General features: G+C 45.5%; 16 protein-coding genes and 1 tRNA gene. 5 read left to right on the plus strand and 12 right to left on the minus strand.

What is annotated here, in order from left to right; translation table 11 throughout:
* Nucleotides 1-46: 46 nt before the first annotated feature.
* Nucleotides 47-1381, minus strand: coding sequence for a Gfo/Idh/MocA family protein (locus ACFSYC_RS10835; RefSeq protein WP_377127041.1), 1335 nt, complete (start codon nucleotides 1379-1381; stop codon nucleotides 47-49).
* 346 nt (nucleotides 1382-1727) lie between these two features.
* Between ACFSYC_RS10835 and ACFSYC_RS10840 the strand changes: the two genes are divergently transcribed.
* Nucleotides 1728-3185, plus strand: coding sequence for a S10 family serine carboxypeptidase-like protein (locus ACFSYC_RS10840; protein WP_377127044.1), 1458 nt, complete (start codon nucleotides 1728-1730; stop codon nucleotides 3183-3185).
* A 19-nt stretch (nucleotides 3186-3204) separates the two neighbouring features.
* A tRNA-Cys gene (locus ACFSYC_RS10845) sits at nucleotides 3205-3276 on the plus strand.
* Nucleotides 3277-3447: 171 nt separating this feature from the next.
* On the opposite strand, the gene ACFSYC_RS10850 is transcribed toward ACFSYC_RS10845, so the two are convergent.
* The 11 genes from ACFSYC_RS10850 to ACFSYC_RS10900 all read right to left on the minus strand — a co-directional run bounded on the left by ACFSYC_RS10850 (nucleotide 3448) and on the right by ACFSYC_RS10900 (nucleotide 19383).
* Nucleotides 3448-3681, minus strand: coding sequence for a hypothetical protein (locus tag ACFSYC_RS10850; RefSeq protein ID WP_377127047.1), 234 nt, complete (start codon nucleotides 3679-3681; stop codon nucleotides 3448-3450).
* A 2-nt stretch (nucleotides 3682-3683) separates the two neighbouring features.
* Nucleotides 3684-5087, minus strand: coding sequence for a YeiH family protein (locus ACFSYC_RS10855; RefSeq protein WP_377127050.1), 1404 nt, complete (start codon nucleotides 5085-5087; stop codon nucleotides 3684-3686).
* A 419-nt stretch (nucleotides 5088-5506) separates the two neighbouring features.
* Nucleotides 5507-7909 carry a penicillin-binding protein 1C gene (gene pbpC, locus ACFSYC_RS10860; protein ID WP_377127053.1) on the minus strand — a complete coding sequence of 801 codons (2403 nt, stop codon included), beginning with the start codon at nucleotides 7907-7909 and terminating at the stop codon, nucleotides 5507-5509.
* Nucleotides 7909-13515, minus strand: coding sequence for an alpha-2-macroglobulin family protein (locus tag ACFSYC_RS10865; protein ID WP_377127056.1), 5607 nt, complete (start codon nucleotides 13513-13515; stop codon nucleotides 7909-7911). Before ACFSYC_RS10865 ends, pbpC begins: the two co-directional genes overlap by 1 nt.
* 310 nt (nucleotides 13516-13825) lie before the next feature.
* On the minus strand, nucleotides 13826-14113 hold the full coding sequence (locus ACFSYC_RS10870; protein ID WP_377127059.1) for a hypothetical protein: 288 nt from the start codon (nucleotides 14111-14113) through the stop codon (nucleotides 13826-13828).
* A gap of 180 nt (nucleotides 14114-14293) precedes the next feature.
* Nucleotides 14294-15346 (minus strand): alcohol dehydrogenase AdhP, encoded by a 1053-nt coding sequence (gene adhP, locus ACFSYC_RS10875; RefSeq protein ID WP_377127062.1) that lies wholly within the window; start codon nucleotides 15344-15346, stop codon nucleotides 14294-14296.
* Complete coding sequence (locus ACFSYC_RS10880; RefSeq protein ID WP_377127065.1) at nucleotides 15343-15915, minus strand: YceI family protein; 573 nt, start codon at nucleotides 15913-15915, stop codon at nucleotides 15343-15345. Before ACFSYC_RS10880 ends, adhP begins: the two co-directional genes overlap by 4 nt.
* 10 nt (nucleotides 15916-15925) lie before the next feature.
* On the minus strand, nucleotides 15926-16333 hold the full coding sequence (locus ACFSYC_RS10885) for a hypothetical protein (RefSeq protein ID WP_377127067.1): 408 nt from the start codon (nucleotides 16331-16333) through the stop codon (nucleotides 15926-15928).
* Nucleotides 16334-16389: 56 nt separating this feature from the next.
* Nucleotides 16390-17769 (minus strand): hypothetical protein, encoded by a 1380-nt coding sequence (locus tag ACFSYC_RS10890; RefSeq protein ID WP_377127070.1) that lies wholly within the window; start codon nucleotides 17767-17769, stop codon nucleotides 16390-16392.
* 31 nt (nucleotides 17770-17800) lie between these two features.
* Nucleotides 17801-18406: a YceI family protein gene (locus ACFSYC_RS10895; RefSeq protein WP_377127073.1), complete on the minus strand. Its 606-nt coding sequence runs from the start codon at nucleotides 18404-18406 to the stop codon at nucleotides 17801-17803.
* Between the two features lie 107 nt (nucleotides 18407-18513).
* Nucleotides 18514-19383 (minus strand): universal stress protein, encoded by an 870-nt coding sequence (locus ACFSYC_RS10900; protein WP_377127076.1) that lies wholly within the window; start codon nucleotides 19381-19383, stop codon nucleotides 18514-18516.
* A gap of 156 nt (nucleotides 19384-19539) precedes the next feature.
* Between ACFSYC_RS10900 and ACFSYC_RS10905 the strand changes: the two genes are divergently transcribed.
* From ACFSYC_RS10905 to ACFSYC_RS10915, 3 genes are all read left to right on the plus strand, one after another.
* Entirely contained in the window at nucleotides 19540-20727 is a 1188-nt protein-coding gene (locus tag ACFSYC_RS10905; RefSeq protein ID WP_377127079.1) for a PAS domain-containing sensor histidine kinase, read from the plus strand.
* The gene (locus tag ACFSYC_RS10910) at nucleotides 20724-21770 is read left to right on the plus strand and encodes a response regulator (RefSeq protein ID WP_377127082.1); all 1047 of its coding nucleotides are present in this window, start codon (nucleotides 20724-20726) and stop codon (nucleotides 21768-21770) included. The genes ACFSYC_RS10905 and ACFSYC_RS10910 overlap by 4 nt, the downstream gene beginning before the upstream one ends.
* 66 nt (nucleotides 21771-21836) lie before the next feature.
* Nucleotides 21837-22262 (plus strand): lactate dehydrogenase, encoded by a 426-nt coding sequence (locus ACFSYC_RS10915; protein ID WP_377127085.1) that lies wholly within the window; start codon nucleotides 21837-21839, stop codon nucleotides 22260-22262.
* The last annotated feature ends 9 nt before the right edge of the window (nucleotides 22263-22271 follow it).

Consider the following 22271-nt stretch of genomic DNA (forward strand, 5'->3'; position numbering starts at 1 on the left):
GTGTTTCCCGGCACTTGGTTAACCCTCTTACTTGTCTGGTTTTCCCTTAAAACCCACTATCATCCAGAGCAAAAGTGTTTTTACGACCTTTCCATTTTCCGCGGGTAAAATCCGGGAACTCCTGCGGCATGTTGCCTTCTTTGATAGATTTTGTTGACAGCGGCGTTATTACACTCATGGTAACGGAGTCGTAAACATCTATCGGTGTTTGTTTTTTCTCTTTAACAGCTAATATAAAGGCGTTAAATACAAACCAATCCATACCGCCATGGCCCGCGCCGGCAGCGTCGGCAGCATATTTTTTCCACAGGGGATGATCATATTTATCAAGCCATGGTTTTGCAGGCTCCCAAACATCATGTTGTTTTGATTGATGATCAATGTAAATGCTTTGGTTAACATCCATCCAAATGCCTGTGGTGCCGTCTATCCTGAAGCCTAAAGAATATGGCCTTGGCAGGTGCGTATCATGTGTCAACATCACCGTCTCGCCATTAGCACAGCTGATAAGCGTTTGGGTAATGTCGCCATTTTTGTAGTCTATTTTAGCATTTTTATGTCCCGGAGAAACTTCGTTAACATGGGCCGCAAGTCCGCGTGCTTTGGTGGTGTATGATGTCATTCGGGTAAAACGGTTACCCCTGTTAATATCAATATAATTCATACACGGGCCAACGCCATGTGTAGGGTAAAGATCGCCCACCTGGTCAATATTATATTGCGTGCGCCATTGCGCCTCGCTGGTTGCGTTAGCGCCAAATTCGGCACCGCCGGCGCCGTTAAACAGTACCGGGCGCAGGTTATGCTGGTAGCCGCCTTCTACGTGCAGTATCTCGCCAAACAGGTTTTGGCGCACCATGTTCAGGGTCGCCATTACATCCCGGCGATAGCAAACATTCTCCAGCGTCATGTAAGGCATGCCGGTTTTTTCTGATGTATTTACAATATCCCAATGCTCCTGTACGGTTAAACCGGCTATCACTTCGCAGCCTACATATTTGCCCGCTTTCATGGCATCCATAGCTTGCGGGTGATGAAACTGCCACGGTGTAGCAATAATCACGGCATCAATATCTTTACGCTCCAAAAGCTTTTTATAAGCATCTATTCCGCCTGTATATTCGGTAGCTGCCGCCCGGCCTTTTTGCGCTATATATTCGCGGCAGCGTTTTAAGGAGCGCTCTTGTGTATCGCAAATAGCTACAATTTCAGTATCGGTATGTTGTATAGCTGCCGATATGTGGGTCATGCCCCTATCGCCAACGCCAATATAGCCCAAACGTACCTTGTTCAGCGGTTTTGCAAACAGGCTGCCTGATGGTAAAATGGTTAAGCCGGCAGCAGCAATGGCGCTTGTGGTTATAAACTCTCTTCTTTCCATAATAATTGGATAAATGCTTCGGGGTGGAAATTACATTGATTCAGTAACTAATGTAAGGTTTTTTTAAATAAATAGGTTGAATTGTTGCAATACCCCGATCTTTTTTCCGGGCTTAAAACCGTCAAAATATTAGCAATTAATATAAAGTCTATAGATTTTGTAGATTTATTTTGTTTTTACAATTCTTTGTCTTACGTTTGTTGCCGTTATGCTACTAAAAGGTATCAAAAATCAGTTTATAATGTGCGTGTCGCCGGCAAGGGCAGTCATGTGTTGCTGTTGCTTATAACCCCCTTGGGGCCGCTTAATTTACAACAGTTTACTGATTACATTTTTTTGATTACCTATGTCTACATCTCATAAAAAACAAATAACACGCTTATCACTGGCTACTTTGCTAATAGGTATTGTTACCCTGCTATCATTTAGCTCCTGGGAAAATGCCTCATCAAAAAACGCCTTGTATAACTTAGCCGGTAAAGCGGCATTTACCACAACAACGGTGGCTAAGCAGTTGCAGGCAGGTAATTTGCGTATTAATTATACGGCTACGGCGGGCTACCTTAAAGTAGGCGGCAACAATGCCCATACCGCCCAAATGTTTTATACGGCCTACACCAGCGGCAAGCAAAACCGCCCTATTACATTTGTGTTTAACGGCGGGCCTGGTTCTTCGTCTATATGGCTGCACATGGGCTCGTTTGGCCCGGTGCGCGCCGTGGGCGGCAAAGCGGGGTATAAAGACAATGCCGACACTTGGCTAACCTTTACCGACCTGGTATTTATCGATCCTGTTGGTACAGGTTACAGCCGGCCGGAAGATGGTACTGATGTCCGCCGTTTTTATGGCTACCAGGCAGATATCCATTCTGTTGGCCAGTTTATTAAGCAATTTCTTACACAAAACAATCGCCAACAAAGCAAGCTATTTTTAGCTGGCGAAAGCTACGGCGCGGCGCGCGCAGTTGGCCTGGCGGGATATTTAAAAGACTCGTTAAACATCAGCACCAAAGGCCTGACGCTGATATCGCCGGCGTTGGATTATAAGCTGATATCATTTCGCAAAAATAACGATACACCATACCCCTACTATCTATCAGCCTATGCAGCCACAGCACAATACCACAAACGTTTGTCGCCGCAATTGCAGTCTTTAAGTCAGCAGCAATTAGCGGCCCAGGTTAACCGCTTTGCGTTTGGCATTTATCAAGCGGCCCTTGCAGACCAAGCTGCTTTACCTATCGCTGTAATTGACTCACTGAGCCTGTACACCGGCTTAGATACAACTGTAATTAAACGTCTTAACGGCAGGATCACCGACACCCAATTTACCCGCCTGCTATTTGCATCGGCACAAAAAACCACTGGTACGTATGATAGCCGCGACACGGCATTTGCGGGCGCCACAGATCCCAGCGAGAAAAAGATGCGCGATATATTTCCGCAGGCCTTTGCAGCTTTTAACAAAGAGGTACTGGGTTACGAAAACAAGCTACCATATCTTGCCACGGTAGCTACCCCAAACTGGAACTATGGTAAGGCTGTAACCAACGGCTTTTTAGATGTAACACCCGAGCTGAAAAAGCTCATAGCAGCCGACAGTAACCTGCAGGTACAAATTGTAAGCGGCAATTATGACCTTGCAACACCGGCGGCCAGCGTTGATAAACTGGTAGCTAGTTTAGGTGCTGCAGGTAGCAAAGTTGTTGTTAACCGCTACAACGCCGGCCACATGGTTTACACCGATGATGCGGCAAATCATCAATGGCGTAAAGACACTGAAACATTTTATACAAAACCATGATAACAAAAATAAGATATAAGGCGGAGTGCTCGAGGGGTTAGGCGGGCGTCTGCAAAACGCCAAACAGCGGTTCGAATCCGTTCTCACGCCTCTATAAAATTCTCTCTCTTCATTTGGTTTATAATTGGTTCGTAAATGCCCCTGCCCATCAGGGGCTTTACGTTTTTTTGCAAAGCGAGATAAATTAGGCACAAACAAAACTGCCGGTCTCTTGAATAAGAAACCGGCGGTTTTTGTAAAGCTAATTTGATATTGTGATCAGTTATTTCCCTGGCTGATTCGCCAACGTAAAGTGCCTGCAGGTATCCCCTGCCGAAAGATATATATTATTGATGCTGCACAAGCCATCTCTGTCTCGTACAGAGGCATAACCAGAGCTCATTGATGTAAGCCCGGGATAGGTTTGTTCAATTACCGAGGGCTGGTTTTGAAAATGCGCACACTTTTGACATATATTGCCCGTGTTGCGGAAGCCTATGATATCAAAAATACCCATAATTAATGTGTTACAATAGCAGCCCAGTAATCGCCAAATACCAGCACTGAAAGTATATAACCCAAAACAACGTTAACAATTACACCTGCTGTAAAAGCTATTACCGGTTTGCTTCCGGCTGATGCCAGTTCGCGGAAACGGGTAGTTAAGCCAATACTAAAAAAACTAAATGTGAACGCCCAGGTGCGTAAAGCGGTAATTGGGGCAATAAGCGCCGGTTTAACTACTGTATTGTATTCTGCCAGGGTGTTACCTTTTATAATTAAAGATGTAAGTATAGACGCTACCAAAAAGCCTATTACAAATTTGGGGAAACGCCACCAGATTTGCGCCACCTGCACTTTTGAAGTGGTTTCTGTACGCTCCCAATAAGTAACAGAGATTAGTGCAAGCGCAAAGGCCCAAATGCCAATCCAAATGTCACGGCCAATAACTTTGATTAGTGTATACGACGCTATTGCCTGCTCTGGGGTGCCGCTGATACCCAGGTGCGGATCGGCTGTCAAACCGCCATATGATTGTGCGGCGGCCAGGCCTGCTGCATCTGCAAATTCTGAAGTACCGATCCAGGCGCCACCTACCCCGGCAGGCAGATGAAGTAACCGGCACACTAAAGGCAATAAAAAGATCATGATAATAGCATAGATTACTACCAGGCTTATTGCCACCGGCGGATGCTCTTTTTTTGCCCTTACAGAACCTGCAATAGCAATTGATGCTGATACCCCGCATACCGCGCCACCAGCGCCCAAAACCGCTGCTAACCGTCTATCAAGGCCCAATTTACGGCCAACAAAGAAGATGGTTAAAAATGTAGCGAGCGAAACGATGGAAGCCTGTAAAATAGCGACTGGTCCGGCCCATAGTATCAACGTAAAGGGCAACGTGGCGCCTAACAAGATAATACCCAATTTTATATAAAACTCAACCCTAAAGCCGGCATCAAACCAACGCGGCAGTTTGGCTATGTTAGATATCAGCAGGCCCAAAGCTAATGCTACTAACGGCGGTTCTAATGTATACTTGCTGGCCTGATCCCAGCTGCCCAGGGCATAAATGATAGCCGAAACGACAAATACAAAAGTAAATGCCGGGATAAAATGCTTAGGCTTTTGCCCTATACGTGATGTTACAAAAGTAAACAGCACCAGTAATACGCCTAATAAAGCGATGTACTTTACACCGTTCTTGGCAAATTGCCCTGTAAACTGCGAAAATGTTGACCATTTAGCAGGAGATACCGCAATCCAGGATATACTTGAACCGGATAGATAAAAGATATAGGCCAGTATAACAATACTAAGGCCTAGTATTACAGCCCACCAATCTTCCGTGAGCGTTTTTAAAGATGATTGTTCGTTTGAAGTTTCTTCAAGCGCGTTGTCTAAATTGATGTTCTTTGCCATTACAGTTTATTTGGTGGATAAAATTAGTTTTTATTCTGATTTATGTAATACCAAGCTCTCGGTTTTTATCTGCCGGTTGCGGTTATAGGCCATGTGGCAACCGCCGGTTGCGGTCGGCGTGCTATCATTAAATTGTGTTAAGGTGGGCTGTAAATAGAAGGTTTCGTCTGTGGCACGGCTCAATATCTCGCAGGGGAGGCCGTCCCGATCTCACAAATACTGAAAGACAGAGATGTGCTTTGCCCAATACAGGCCCCTGTAAATTTGTTGTTACCCAGATTTGGCCGACACCGGTACTTACTTTACAATACTGATTCTCCGGGCATTGCTCCGGACGGATAGCCTAGCCATTTTAGGCGTATACTATTCGTATTTTCTTTTGCCGCTTTTTTGGACGAAAAGGCTGCTTGTAGGTTATCTTATTTATCCTTCTGCATCACCATAAACGTGCTTTTAATGGTATTCCCATCACTATCTACTAATGTCAGCACGTGGTTGCCCGGCGATGGAGAGAGACCTATCTGGTGAAAATCTTTAGTCACCCCGACATAAGCTCCATCCAGGTGCCAGAAAATTTTTGTGCCTGCCTGGCGATTGGCGGCGTTGCAAACCATTTGCCCGCGCGCACCATCGGCCTCTATCGGCACATACACCCTGGCGCCATTTTTAGGGTAAATGAGTTCCATTTGCGTTGTGGCATTGCTTACGTTGCAATCGGCCCTAAAAGGGGGTAAAGTTTTATACTGGTAGTTTTTAGTTTTAAAGTAATACTCCATGGCCGGCGGTAGTATAAACCAGCTTTTGTTTACGATCTCATCAGCCGGCACGCAATCGGCATTTACCTGCCATTGCCCTGTTTTGTCTAAATGTACTAATTGATGATATGGGCAAACGGGCGCACGCAAACCGCCTTGCGGCATCCACCTATCTTCGGTATTGTCGCAATACTGGCCCGCCCGGTAGCCGCTTTGCTTACAAATTTTTAGCTTCACCATGTCGTTAACCGGTACGCCGAACCAATCGCGGGTTACGGGCAGCAGCCTGAAGATTTCAAACATCGCCGGGGCAGCAGTGCTTACACCCGTAAGGCCGGGGCGGCCCTCGCCGGTAGTGTTGCCTACCCAAACCCCAACAACATACTTTGGCGTTACCCCAATGGCCCAACCATCCCTAAAACCAAAGCTGGTGCCTGTTTTCCAGGCTACGCGTTGCGACGATGCCATTTGCTGCCAAAGCAATTCCTCGCCGGGCCGCATAACTTCCTGCATGGCTTCAAAAGTGTAATAAATTGACCCGGCATCTATCATGCCGGATTTTTCCAAGTCGGGTTTGATTTTCTCAGCAGGGGTGTATACGGGCATATGATAGTCTGCCGCGTCATACCGCCCCCGGTATTTACTGTAATGATTAAGAGCCCGGGCCATATTTGCATAAACGCCTGTTAGCTCCCAAAGTGAGTTTTCGCTGCCACCCAAAATTAATGATAACCCGTAAAAATCCGCCGGTTGCTTTAAGGTGGTGATGCCCGTTTTTTTAAGCAAGTCATAAAACCGCTCGTACTTGTACTGCTGCAGCATTTTTACTGCAGGTACATTAAGCGACCGCGCTAAAGCTTTCGAGGCAGGCACCGCGCCGTCATAGCCTAAATCAAAGTTCTCTGGCTGGTAACCGGCTATTTGCGTAGGTATATCGGGCACCAAACTGTTAGGCAATAAAAAACCATCGCGCAGCATAGCGGCATATAACAAAGGCTTTAAAGTGCTGCCCGGGCTGCGTGGCGCATTGATCACATCCACATCGCTCTCCATCAATTTATCCTCGGGGTGATTGATATTACCTACGTAGGCCAGCACCGAGCCGTGTTCAACATCAAGCACAATGGCGGCTATGTTATTAATATGATTAGCTTTTAACCGCTGATGATGCCGCTCCAGGATTTGGCTTACCTGTGTTTGCAGTGTTGAGCGCACGGTGCTGTTAACGCGGGTGTCGTTGGTAAGCTCTTTCCCTGCTACTATTCGCTGCAAAAGGTGCGGCGCCAGATTGGGTAAGGCGACTGGCTTATCAGGCACAGGTTCTAATTTTGATAAAAGGCAGGTAATACTGTCTATAATCTTAGCCCTATACATTTTGTCTAAAAGGGCATTGCGTTTGCGCAGCAGCGTCAGCCTGTTTTTCCCGGGGTGCACCAGCGAGGGCGCGTTAGGCAAAACCGCAAGCGAAGCCATCTCGCCCCAGGAAAGCTTATCAGGCCCCCGCCCAAAATATCGCCATGATGCGGCGTCCAATCCAACCACATTGCTGCCAAATGGTGCGTTACTGGCGTACAACGCGATAATTTCTTTTTTGCTGTGGGTAATTTCCAGCCGTAAGGCCTGCACCATTTCCAATAGCTTGTTCCAAAAGTTACGCTTGTGGCGGGTGGATAGCCGGATGACCTGCATGGTAAGCGTACTGCCCCCGCTGCTGATTCGTTTTGATCGGATATTTTGCCTTATCGCCCTGCCGAAAGCCAGGGGGTCTATCCCAAAATGCTGCTCAAAGCGCTTATCCTCAAAAGTGATGATACATTGCTTAAACTTATCGGGCACATCCTCATTATAAGGGAAACGCCACTGCCCATCCGATGCGATAGACGCGCCCATCAGCGCGCCATCACTGTCATTTAACACGTACGATGTTGGCGCGTCGAATAATTGCCGGGGCAGGCAAAAGCTAAAACCAAGCAACAGCAACAGGGCGATGATACTCCCCGCCAGCCGCAGCCTGGTTTTGGCAAACCATTTTAGGCCTGCTGTTATGTTGTCTAAAAACTTGCGCACTATTTTACCACCTCAACCCACTGTCCTTTTTCAAAGTAGTTGATGGATGCGTCGTACATCGCCTCACAATATGTGCCCGGAAGGTAGTACTTACCCGCATAAGCGGCAGTTAGCATTACTGTATAAGTGGCCGACTCGTGCGGATTTAGCCCGAAATAAGTATACACCCTGTCGTCCCTGATATCGCGATAGTCCGACGGCGATGATTTAAACACTTCATCGTTATTGAGCATCCGGGTATTTAGGATCTCCCATCCCGAAGGGAACATCTGCGTTAGCGCTACATTATCATAACGGCCACGTGCGCCCGGATTTTTTATGGTAACCTGGGCCACAAAGTCGGTACCTTGTTTAATGGATGCTACATTCACCGGCTTGCCGGTCATACCGTAATAAGTTACCTGCATTTGCAGTACCTCCGGTTTGTTCTGAGCAACCTGCTCCTGGCCCGGCGCGGGTTGGCCCTTTTGTATCAGGCGAATATACAAGCGGTTTTTACCGTTGTTTTTCAGGTATGCCTGCCCGCCATTGGCTGCCAAATTACCCTGCCATATATTTGCTGTGCTGGTTATATTGCCTTTGCTGGTGCCCGACTGGTAGTTAAACAACAGCTTATTACCCGACTGGTTTTGCCCGCAATATTGCGCAATAGCCATCAAGGCATAAGCGGTGGTTTGCGTGCTGTACCAATCATCCTGCGATAAACTTGACGCCACCTTTTGCATCATGACAGATGCCTTTTGCTGCTGACCTAATAAGATCAGTGTTTGCAAAGTAATGGCCTCGTCACGCAAATCAGAACCATAGGTGCCATATAATTGCTTGTACGGCCCAACCATCATGCTTAACCCGCGGATCATTTGTAAACCAACCTCGGGCTGGCCGGTTAGTTTGTAGGCCGCCGCTAATTGCCACCTTGCCCCGCTGGTTAGCGTAGGCGTTTCTTTTAAACGATTCATGGCGCCCAGTTCAGGAGCACCCGCCATTGCCAGCAGGTATAAGCGGTAGGCCTGTGTCATGTCTTCATTAAAATAGGCAGCCGGCTTAGGCGACCAGTTTAGGGCCTTTTGTTTTTGATAGCGTTTCCAGGCATCAAGGAAACCAACCGGCAGGTTGTACCCTTTTGCCTTGGCAGCCAGCATAAAATGGCCGGCATAATTGGTGCCCCAGTCATCGGCATTACCCTCGCCAGGCCAGTAGCTTAGGCCGCCGCTGGGTATCTGGAAACCGTTTAAGCGGCTAATGGTAGCCTTAACGTTTTGCTGCACCTCGGCCTTTTGTTTTGGCGATAGGCTAAGCAGCTGGTCCAAATACAACTGCGGGAACCCTGACGATGTGGTTTGCTCCACACAGCCATATGGGTAGTGCATTAAATAACTCAGCCTGTCAGCCAAATTAAGCGGCGGTATGGCCGACACCTCCAGCGTGGCCGAGTTGGTGCCGGGCATACCTATGGCAGCATAAGCTCCGGTCCAGCTTTGGCCGGGCTGCAATTCTTTTTCGATAGTGCGGGTAATTGGCGGGTTAGGCGTGCGTACGCTTAGCTCAACATCTTCAACTGCGGTTTCGCCGCCGCTTTTGGCTATAATGCGCACCTTGGCTACGCCTACAAAGTTTTTAACGTCCATATCAAATGTCACTACCTGGTCGCCGGGTTTAGCAAAGCTGATCGTCTTTTGCATGCCAGTGGTACTGGTAAAGGCAGTGGTTTGTATCTGTACGTTAACATTTTTAATGTTGCTCTCCATGGCAAACACCGTGACCGGCAGCTGGAACTTCTCGCCCGGACCAAGTACTCTCGGTAAAGTTGATAGTACCATCAACGGCTTTTTAACAGCCCCGGCTTTCTCGGCTTGCCCGTAAGCACCGCCGTGCCCGGCAACCACCATTGCCCTAACAGAGCCTATGTATTGCGGCAGCGTAAACTTATGCGTTTGCTTATCGCCCTTGGCTAAATGGAACGGCCCCATAAATTTCACTACCGGTTTAAAGCGGTTGATGGTAGCATTTTGATTGTTCAACAAGCCCTGATCGCCGCCAATACTGAGTATCCGCTCAAGGCCACCGCCATAGGCGCCGATGATGTAATCAAACAGATCCCAGGTTTTAACGCCCAGTGCTTCGCGGGCGTAGAATACCGAATGTGGGTCTGGCGTTTTAAAGTTAGTAAGGTCAAGTATGCCCTCGTCTACCAATGCCACGGTATAGGTCATTTCTTTACCCGATGTTTCTGAAACCGTAATGCTAGATGGCGTTTGCGGCCTTATTTTGTCCGGCATGGTAATTATTGGTTTCAACACCGTTTCCGGGTCATCCACCTTTATCGGGATAGCGCCGTACATGCGTATGGGCAAATCATTAGCCGTTTGCGAATAGTGTTGCAGCAGCGTTACGTTAACAAACACATTTGGCGCCATGCCCGGCTCCACTTTAAAAGTGTAGCGGGTTTCGCCTTTGCGGGTATCAATCCATAAAGACTTTATCACCTTACTGCCGTTTTCAAAACTTACCAGCGCGCGGCCGTTACTGCCTGTTGGTATGGTTAGTGTAGCCTGCTCACCTACTTTGTAATTCTTTTTGTCTGATGTAAATGATAGCATTGCCGCTTCGGTAGCATTATCCTGCTGCAAACGCTCAGCCCAGTTTGGCCAGTCTACATAAACAATTTTGCCGGTACTGTGGCCCGTAGCATTGTCTTTAACTTTTATCAGGTAGCGGCCCCAATCTTCTTTCGGGATCCGCAGGCCCCATTTACCCCGGCCGTTAACTAATTGAACGCGGTCAGTGCGTATCAGTTTATTTAACTGATCTTGCGTAAAGTTGCTCATTTCATCGCCACTCTGATCCCACCACCAGCGCCATTGAATTTTATACAACTGCACCTCCACATCGCGCGTACCGGCAAATAACTGGCCGTTTACGTTTACGTCGGCAAGGTCAATATTATGCGTATCATCGGTAGTGAGCATGCCGCTCATTTGTTTCCCTTCGGGGACCTTGATACCCACGTAGCCCGGGTAAACATTATAAGGTAACGATACCTGGTTAATACTGAAATTACCCCCAGGCTCAAACACCTTTACCACAAAGTTAGCGCGTAGCTGTCCCGGGGCTTGTTTTTCAAGGTTGATGTCGGCGTTTACTTTGGCATTGCCGTTTTCATCAAGCCTGCCATCAAAAACGTTTTGTGTTTGTGTACCAAATTTCAAAGTCGGGTCATCAAAAGTATAACCTTCAAAACCCTTGAACGCCGTGTTTTGCGACGACATAAAAGCATCAACCTTAGCTTTCAGGTTTTGAGCTATACCGCCAAACAACCAGCGGGCGTTCAGCACACCATCGCTATTACCTTTGGTAAGCGACTCACGGTTACCAAACGACAGGCTAAGTTTTAACCTGTTAGGCATAATGGTTTCTATCTTAATAGGCTTCTCAAACGTTACGCCGCCCACTTTAACCTTAGCCATCCAGTTGCCGGTTGGGGAACTGAGGGTGGTAGCCGTGCTGAACCTGTAAAACCCATCAACCGGGTGTGTGCTGGTGATTTTTTTGTACACCTGGCCCTGCGGGTTATACAACTCGAAATCAACCGGATGATCCGGGGGCAATGATTTCAGTTTATCCTCCAAAATGAACGATACAAATATCGAATCGCCGGGGCGCCATACGCCGCGCTCGCCATATATGAAACCCTTAAGGCCTTTCTGCACTGTTTCGCCCCCAACATCAAACCGCGATAGCGGCAATGAGCTGCCATCATCCAGCTTTAAATAACCCCGCTCGCTACCCTTTTTGGCTATGAGCAGATAAGGCCGTCTTTTCAGCGTGAACGTCGCAAAGCCATCATCGTCCGAGGTGACTTTTTGTATTATTTGTTTCTGGTAATCCAGCAGTTCAAGCTCAACACCTTTAAGCGGGCCGGCATCCATAATACTGGTTACGGCTACCAGCATGCTATTGTCGTTGCCGCGTTTTACTATCAGGCCAATGTTTGAGGCAATGATATTACGCGTGGCCCAGCGGTCGCGGCTATAGTATGAGTCTGTGCATGGGTCTTCACGTTCGTTCCATTTATACCCCTGTGGATAATAGTTATCATAGCGGCTCCAAAAATCATCATCCTCGTCAATACCCGCTTTCCATAAACCGTTGCCTTCTTCGTTGTAATCGCCGCCTTCTTCATTATCTCCTTCTTCAACACTACTGTCACCGTCAGTTTTATCTGCTACCTTTTGGGTGGAACAATTGAACAGTGAATACGATCTGCGGAAACCTATCAAAACCCTGTAAATTGCCCCCGGTTCGGTACGAATCAGGTGGTCGATATCCAGCATAAACCTGTTCTTTTTTGATAGATTTATGCTCTTATCGTTATCCAGTCGGATGGTTTTCTCGATGATCGGCTTACCCAACTGCCTTAGCTGTTCCTGCCCATTAAAGCCGTTATTCTGAAAATATTGCGGTACATTGTTTTCATAGATCTTGATAATGGTTACATCTACCGCGTTAAGATTAATGGCCTCAAACGGCATCATCAGCTTGCCCGAATCGGGCAGAATCACCCCCTTGCCCGGTACGGTTACCGCAGGCAATCGGTTCTCAAAATAAACATTGGCCGAGTAGCCTTTTACAATCTTCTTACCCGTAATATCCTGCACCCCGGCGTTGGCGAAGGCGGCGTAGTTGCCGTTCAATCGCTCAGATGGATAGAGTTTCACTGTGCTGCCATCAATGGTGTAAGCCATTTCGGGCAGGTTGCTCAAGCCCAGCAGGCCGGTTAGCTCCTGTCCAACACGTATTGGGTTCGAAAACTGGTACAACAAGTATTGCTCCTGATCCTGCACCGCTTTTATGCCCATCACTTTAAACACGCCGACAGCCGGAATCTCAAAATCCTGGTTGCCTTTTTTATCACTATTAAGGAGGCTTCCATCCCAATCAACATCCACTTCTTTTGATGCGCCGCTAGTGGGGCGTGCTATATTATTAAGCACAAATTTATGCAGGTGCGTTGCGGCATTGTGCTGCCAGGTTATTTTTACAGGCATTTCTGCCCGGGTGGAGATCAGTTTCTCTACCACGGCAGCCTCTTCATTATCAGCGGTTTGTATAACGCCGGTAATTTTCATTTTATCAAGCGATGTAGCTGTGGCGGTTTGTATACTTTCAAAATCGATAGAAAAATCGGGCTTGATCGTTTTAAACTCAAACTCAAAGTGTTCTAATCCGCCCGATACTTTGGCTACCGATCCCAGATCAAAATCAGCTTCGTAAACCTTATCATGGTCAAGCTTTCCGTCGGGTTTAAATTCTATAGTTTGCGCATCGGACCAGTAAGCTTTGCCTTTTATTGACGGCGAAAAGCTAAAGGTGCCGCTTTTCAGTTCCTCATTTTGCTCATGCGCGGTTTGTACCTGGCTGGCCAGTTTTATGCGAATGACGCTCTCTTTCGAGATTACGCCCGAGGTGTATGCTTCAATATATTTGGCATATTCTGTAGGATCAGCTTTTTTTGAGCGACTTTTCCAAATGAAAAAGCCGGCAATAAGAGCAATAAGGAGTACGGAGATCAGGATGACCTGGGTACGTGATAAGCGGTTAAACATAGGTGATGATTTATTGATCTAAAAATATCAAATAAAATCCTTGAAATGGCTTAAATACTTTATGCAGATGATAATCATCGACTGCAATCAATCAGCCTATAGGTAATTGGCTTAGTAGCCTTCAATCATTACATACAGGGCGATAATAAAAAAGCGAAGGCAAAGCACTATAATAAACTTAATAACGTCTATTTATCAAACAACGGCACGGTGAAGATAATTTCCAGTTATCCATGTGTATTCCTGCACAGACGGATCAAAGATAAATGCGCAATGTTAAGTTATCATGATTAGTAAGGCCTATTAGCCTTTAAAGGAAGTGTGTTACCAACTGCTCCCATTCTTCATTTAAAGAAACATTTGGGCGTTTTTGTCTTGCTTTGCTGTACCAGTAGTCGGCGTTCCAGTTATCTCCCTCTTTACGGTGCAGGTAGGCATGCACCCAAGCCGAAGCGTTATCGGTTAAATGATCAACCACGGCATGAGCTTGCTGCCAATTGCCTTTGCCGTCATACCACAGACTTTTTAACGGCGCTGACCATTCGTTAGTAGGATAATCTGACTTCAATGATTCTTTGAATTCGGCTAAAGTTTTCATAGAGAACTAATGTACACAAACATTACGTAATGCTGTAAAGCTACAAAAGCCGCCTTAGTTTCCTAAAGCGACCTTGTAGTCTTTGCCATTTGAATCTATAGCTCATTGTATATTGAAAATGAAAAATAGAACGTTTGGCGAGTTGAGGAGCGGATCGACCCATCCATCCAACCCCGTCACTTAACTCCGATGATAATGCTCCGGCTTTGCTATCTCTAAAACTACCCGCCCTTCTATCTCGCCTTTTTTCATTTCATCAAATACAGCATTTATATCCTCTAACTTGGTGGGGTGAACTGTTGCTTTTACCTTACCGTCCAGTGCAAATTCAATGGCTTCCTGCATGTCTTTGCGGGTACCTACTATCGAACCTCGAACAGTATATCTATTTAACACGGTTTCAAATATTGGTAAGTCAAAGCTACCTTTTGGCAAACCGTTTAACGCAATAGTGCCTTTGCGCCGTAGGGCCGATAAGCCTTGTTTAAATGCTATGGGCGATGGCGCAGTAACCAACACTCCATGCATACCACCGGTTTGCTTTTTCAGGAATTCGCCGGGGTCTTGCTCTTTAGCGTTTACTACAAGTTCTGCTCCCAGCCTTTTGGCAAGGGCCAGTTTATCGTCTGATATATCAATAGCTGCAACGTGCAAACCCATTGCTTTAGCATATTGTACGGCAAGGTGGCCTAGACCGCCAATGCCTGATATAGCTACCCATTCGCCGGGTTTAGCCTCGGTTTCTTTTAGTCCTTTATAAACAGTTACACCGGCACAGATGATAGGTGCCATTTGCGTAAAATTAATGTTTGGGGGGAAATGCGCTATGTATCTCGAGTCGGCAATCACGTATTCGGCAAATCCACCGTCTACGCTGTAGCCGCCATTTTGTTGGGTATCGCAAAGTGTTTCCCACCCGGTGATGCAAAACTCGCAGCCACCGCAGGCGCTATATAGCCAGGGCACGCCAACAACATCTCCCTCGTGTACATTTTTAACACCACGCCCTAATGCCACCACATAGCCTAAAGCCTCATGCCCCGGGATAAGCGGCATTTTAGGCTGCACCGGCCAATCGCCCGTTACAGCATGCAGGTCAGTATGGCAAACGCCGCAGGCAATTACTTTAACCAATATTTGATTTTCGCCGGGTTCTTTAACCGGCATTTCTTCAATTTGCAGCGGTTGTCCAAATTCGCGGATAACGGCGGCTTTCATGGTTTTAGGTATCATATCGATTTAATTTTAAGGTGAAATGTAACGGACAATTGATCGTCTGTTTTGATCATGCCGCCTAATTTGCGGGGGGGTGTTAAATTGAAATCTGAAAACTTTATCTCCTTAGATCCCAGTAAGTGAATTACATTATCTGCATCAACAGATACCTGGTAGTTAACATCAAATCTTTTAGTTATCCCGGCAAGTTTGATGTTGACCAGCCCGTTAATAGCCTTTGGGCTTAAGGTTAAATCGCCAACCCCATCTAACGTTAAAAAGCGGATGTAAAGGAGCGGATATTCTTTTTCTTTTAAGGTTTTGCGTAAATCGGCCGTCATCATTTTGTTATGGCAGTCAAAACTCAACACCTTTAGCCCTATCATGCCGGACAGCATGATATCGCCTGCTGCTTTGCTAATCATCAGCGTATCTGTTTGGCCGTAAGACGGGATGTCGCAAGTGAATTTGTTGATATTGGTGGTACCGTTAACGCTTAGGTTGCTGTTCTGGTTAATTATCCAACGCCCTTTTTGTGGTGGCCACAATAGCAACAGGCCCAGCCAAAGTATATTTAAATAAAACATGGCGCTGCTATTAAGGGTTAAGTTTAGCCAGCACAATCCCGGCAATGGTTGCCTGTATCAATCCGTAGCCAAACCAGCTTGCTACCATCACTATGGTAACATCGAGCGCGCTGAAAGAGATCCACATTACGGGTAATAATGCTACAATTGCATATACCAATCCAAACTCTAATCCCCGTAGCATAAATACGCCGTGAAAAAGGCTTTTAAACCTGTCCCAAAACCACGATAATGCTAAGCTGAAGATAAAAGCGTGCAGGTAAAAAAGCATATCCCTGTTACCGTCCGAGTTGAATAAGGGATTATTATAATCTGCAAACAACGATGGAAAAAAACGTACAGCCAGGTACAAGCCGCCATAGCTTATTATAAACAGGATGCAGCCTGTGATTAATCCGGAGATAAGTATCTTTTTCATTTTTGTATGTATAAAAGCCTCCTTAGGGTAATTAAAAGGAGGCTTGTTAAAGGGTATTAAAATGAGATAGCTGCCTGCATTACCAAGCCACTAAATTTGCCGCCGCTTAGGATATTGGTAGCGTCGTAGTCTTTGTATTGCTGGCTTACATATTCGGCTTTCATCATGATGTTTTTGGTTAAAAACCAACCTGCAGAGGCCGCAGAACGATTGACGGTAACGTCAGTAGTATTGCCTACTATTTTGGCAGACACTGTGTTGTAACGGTAGCCTATCCAGAAATTCTCTGTATCTTCAGGGAACCTGTAGATGATATCGCCGGCAAATTGTTTGGCACCACGTGTTGATACTTCTGTAATGGTGCGGCCCTTTGCAGTTTCGGCTGTTCCAAAAAACTCAAGTCCTTTATATTTCAAGAACAAGTTGCCCATGTAGCTGTGGTTTTCCTGACTGAAGCCCGGGTTAAATCTGCCCGAAAAGGCGTTATAATCTACCGCCTGGCTAAGTGTTGTACCCGCGGCAGTTGTTGGGTTTGACATTACGTTGTAATAGTTTGAACCGGTACGGTCGCCACCAAACAAGGTGCTGCTGTTAGCACTGCTTACCGTGTAAAATGAACCTGATACACGCACTCTAAAGTCTGGGCTTAATTGTTTGTCGAAGCCTAGTTTGCCTAAAAATGCCGGCGGATATTTGTTGGTTTCACCTGTTTTTGCGTCAATTTTTGTTGGGGCAAGGGTAACGGCATTCAGTTCGCCGTCTGTAATTGCACCCATTGCAAAAAGGCCGGTTTTTTCGCTTTTATAGTAAACATGCATACCAATTTCGGTAGCAAACTCGTCCATAATATAATTTTCTACAAAAGGATTGTAAATGGTATTACCACCATCTGATCTGCGGAAATGCTGATCGCCATAATCAATATCTGACTGGCCAATTACAAACGTTACATTCTGCATGATATCATCAATTAGCGGGCTTTTCAGAAACGTTAATTTATCTATCTGCAAATACCCACCTTTTACCCAGGTATCTTCATGGTGCCTTGACGACAAGTACGATGTCAGGTTTAAACGGATACCATCGGCTAACTGGATATCAAATATCATATTAGCCATGGGCAGGTTAAAGCCATTATATATGGGCGTAATGGCATTTACATTACCTGTTGCTGTGCCAACCGTTTTTACCACCGGTGTGGCCGCGTTTGAAGCTTTTAAAGTTTGGTAAGCCAGGGTAAATCCCCCGCCAACCTTTACTTTCAGTCCTGTAAATTTAACGGTGTCTTTTTTACTGGTTTCAAATACATTTATACCCTGTTTGTTATTGGGGCGAAAATATTGTATTTGTCCTTCTTGCGCGCTTGCTGCTATTGGAATAAGGCCTAGCCCTATTATAGATAACAAGCCGATTATTTTGTAAAAGTTAGTTTTCATGATGTATTATTTAAAGAGTGAGGGAAGCAGATTATTTTTTGTAGATAAGATTAAATTGAATGGTCAGATCATTATACACTTTCATGGTGCCCAGCATATAACTTGGTGGTTTAATACCATAATCTGTTAGCTGTATTTTTTTAGTGCCACTGCAGGTTATTGTATTATCCGCGTTTACTTTAGCGGTTACATCCATACTAATAGCTTGTGTATTGCCGGCAAAGGTTAGGTCGCCTTTGGTCTTTAAAAGGTATTTGCCTTTTAGGATGTTGGTAACTGTTACTGATGTAAGCTTGTAACTTACTGTAGGATATTTGCTGGCATTAACCGCTTTATTCATTCGGCTATCCATAGATGAGTGTTCGCTTTTAAGCGTTTTAATTGCGAACTGAAAAGTGAAGGCACGAATAGCACTCAGGTCATCGCCCTCTTTTACAAATGTGCCCTGGCTTTCAAGCGATGATGAGGTCATTGTCCAATCGTGAATGTTTGATGTGCCCGACACTTTTAAATAGGTATCTGCGCCATCAGCAAGTTTGTAAGTTACCTGGGCCATTACCAATTGTGGTGCGGCCAATAAAATGATTGCGGCTATAATAAACCTGATAGCGGCAAGGGGATTGTTTGTCTGTTTCATAGTTGTGTGATTTAGGTCAAATGTATTGCTACATCATGCGATGAATAGTGACGAGTGTTAACGCAAAAAGTGATGATAATCAATAAATTACGCTAATAGATTTTTAACTATAAAACAACAAGTGATTCGGTAACGGTTGCGCATGGAAATACCAGCAAAGGCTTTTCCTGACGGCTCATCATTTTACGTGTTATACTGGTGCTGAACATTTTTTGAAGCAAATTGCGGCGGCGGTGCACAATCACAAGCAGGTCAATATCTATAAAAGAGCATAAGTGTTTTAAGCTGCTGATGACGTCCCTGCCTTTAATATTATGATAGAGGATCTTAGGGTAGGTGATTTTAAAAGGAATTTGGTTAAAGAATTTTTCGATGTCGTCGTCCTCTTCGGGTTGGGCAGCGATATTGGAGATCAATATCTCTGAGTTGGTGTGTTTGGCCAAACCGGTTAATGATTCAAGTACAGTTATATCTGTATAATTCATCACCGTAGCAAAAGCCATTAATTTAAAGGGCTCAAACCTTGCCTGGTACGGGATAACTAGAACCGGGAAGTTTGCTTTTTCTACAATATCCCAGGCATGGTCCTTTTCGAAATAACCGTTTAAGTTATGTTTGCTGTGAGCGCTTATAACCGCCAGTTGAATGTTATATTTCGACATTAGGTGCGCCAGTTCTTCGCCGGGCAAACCCTCTTCGCTGCATTGGGTAATTACAGGCCTGAAAGCTTCTTTCTGATCGTCTTCGTCTAACCTCGCTGTTAAATGCGCTATTACCGCATCAATATCATAAATGCTATTCTGCTCCTCAAGGCATATGGGTAAGTGTTCTCCCACAGCCCTTTCTTCAAGCGCCCCGGCCTGATAAATATTACAAACCAATAAATTGGCCTCAATTTTTTGTGCCAATGCCAATGCATATTGCGCCACATACCCCGCATTGATAGAAAAATCTGTTAACATTAATATGGTTTTCATAGCGGTAAAGCTGCGGCTTAAAAAAGCGCTGCACGGTGACTAGCATCAGCCTATATAATGATAAGCATCATCAATATTTATAAAAAAGTGACCACCGTCACTTTTTCTCTTGAAACAGATCATCTATTACCATCTTTCAATGTTGATATTTGAAACATGGAAAATGCCGCGCTGCTGATTGCTATCATTCAAAATGCCATAGATGGTATTATTACCATTGATGAGCGTGGAAAAATTGAAAGCATCAATCCATCGGCATGCTTGCTTTTTGGCTACGCGCCTGAAGAGGCGATAGGTAAAAATGTTTCGATATTAATGCCGCCGCCTGACAAGGAACAACATGATGAATACCTGAGCCGGTACCAGCAAACCGGGCGCGCACATATCATTGGCGTAGGGCGCGAAGTTGTTGGTCAAAAGAAAGACGGAACATTGTTTCCCTTCAGGTTAGGCATTAGCGAGGTGCAATACTCCGGGCGAAAAATTTATACCGGATTTATCCATGACCTTACCCGCGAAAAAGAAGCGGAGGATAAATTAAAAGAATACGCTGCCCATTTAGAAGAATTGGTTACTGAGCGAACTAAATCTTTAAATGCCACTGTTGAAAAGCTGCAACTTACTAAAGAAGAATTGAGCTTATCGCTTGAAAAAGAAAAAGAGCTCGGCCTGTTAAAAAGCCGCTTTGTATCAATCGCCTCGCACGAGTTTCGTACGCCCTTAACGTCAGTTCAGCTATCGGCTTCATTAATAGAAAAATATGCCGAGCAGTTTAATAGCCCAAATATTGTTAAACATGTCGGCAAGATAAAAGGGGCGGTAGGTAATCTAACTTCGATACTGAATGATTTCTTATCCTTAGAAAAATTGGAATCGGGTAAAGAGGAACCCACCTATCATGAGTTTAACCTGGTGCAATTTGCCGAAACCATTACCGAAGAAATGCAGGGATTGGCCAAACAAAACCAAAATATAATTTATCAGCATACCGGCACCCAAAGTTTAGTCAGCCTTGATCATAATTTACTGAAAAACTGCATCGTCAACCTCATCAATAACGCCATCAAATACTCGGGCGAAAATTCTTTTATTGGCTTTACCACCGAGATTAATAAACAGGAATGCATCATCACCATTAGCGATAATGGTATTGGCATACCAGAGGCAGACCAAAAACATTTATTTGAAGCTTTTTTCAGAGCGCACAACACCGGGACTATCCCGGGTACGGGATTGGGGCTAAACATAGTTGCCCGTTACACCAGCCTGATGAACGAAAAAATTGATTTTAAAAGCGAGGTTAACAAAGGCACCTTATTTATTATAACTTTCCAAATGCCATGAGTAAAAAAGTACTGATCATAGAGGATAACGACGATATCCGCGAAAACGTAATAGAAATATTAGAGCTTGCCGGCTATACCGTTACATCTGCCAATAACGGAAAAACGGGCGTCGAACTTGCGTTTCAGGATGTGCCAGACATCATCCTTTGCGATATTATGATGCCGGAGATGGATGGCTATGGTGTATTATACCTGCTGTCTAAACGCCCGGAAACCATTGCTGTACCATTCATTTTTTTAACCGCCAAGGCAGAGCACTTTGACCGCCGCAAGGGAATGGAAATGGGGGCCGATGATTACCTGACCAAGCCTTTTGATGACATGGAACTATTAAGTGCTATTGAGAGCCGCCTGAAAAAAAAGGAGGGCCAGCAAGCCTATTACAGTAAATCGTTAGACCGCTTAAATACTTTGGTAGCTCAAAAGGACGGACTTGCCGCCCTGAAAAAAATAATTGACGAGCGCAAGGCCCGTTTATTTAAAAAGAACCAGGTTATTTATTACGAGGGCGATAAGGGTAACGGTTTATACGTGTTATTAAACGGCAAAGTAAAGGCCATTAAGCTGGCCGAGGATGGCCGTGAATTGATGACCGGCATTTATTCGGCCGATGATTACCTGGGTATTAACGCCATGTTGTCGGGCGATGCTTACGCAGACACCGCAACGGCATTAGAGGATAGCATGCTGTGCCTGATCCCCAAAGAACAACTGGATGACCTGTTAAACCTATACCCCGAAATAGCGCGCGAATTTATCAAGCTTTTAGCAAATGATATACGCGAAAAAGAAGAACAGCTTTTGCAAATGGCTTATCATTCTGTCCGGAAAAAAATGGCCGAAGCGCTGTTGCGCTTACAACGCCAGGCAGGTAGTGATACTTTTAAAATAGCCCGCGAAGACCTTGCAGCAATGGCAGCGATGGCTACCGAAACGGTAAGCCGCACTTTGTCTGATTTTAAGGAGGAGGCGCTAATAGACAAAAAGGGAAGCACTATCACCATCCGCGACCTGTCTCGCCTGACGAAAATGAAAAATTGACAAAAATCATTTTTCTGTTTGACCGCGCTCATGGCCTAGCATCGCGCTTAGGGTTACTATTGCAGGATGAAAGTTGTAGCATATAGCGTAAAACCTTACGAGAAGGAATTCCTGGCGAAAGCCAATCAGAAAAAACATGACATCACATTGATCTTTAATTCGCTTAGTTTGGACACCGTCGCCTTCGCCTCGGGGAAACAGGCTATCATCGTCTTTACCAGCGACGATGTGTCGGCAGCGGTAATAGAAAAGTTAGCCGACTTAGGCGTTAAATATATCACCACCCGGTCCACCGGGTATGCTCATATAGACCAGCAAGCTGCAGCCGGCTACGGCATCAAATTAGCCAATGTGCCTGACTATATGCAACTGCAGGATATAGCAACACAAACCGTCAAAAACCTTGACCAGTGGGAGCAAAACAAGTGTGTAGGCCAAGCCTGTATTTGTGCTAACGGCTGCAGAGTTCATAAAAAAACCGCTACGAGTTAATCGGGCGGT

The organism is Mucilaginibacter antarcticus (genome assembly GCF_042686155.1).
GTDB classification, from domain to species: Bacteria; Bacteroidota; Bacteroidia; order Sphingobacteriales; family Sphingobacteriaceae; genus Mucilaginibacter; species Mucilaginibacter antarcticus.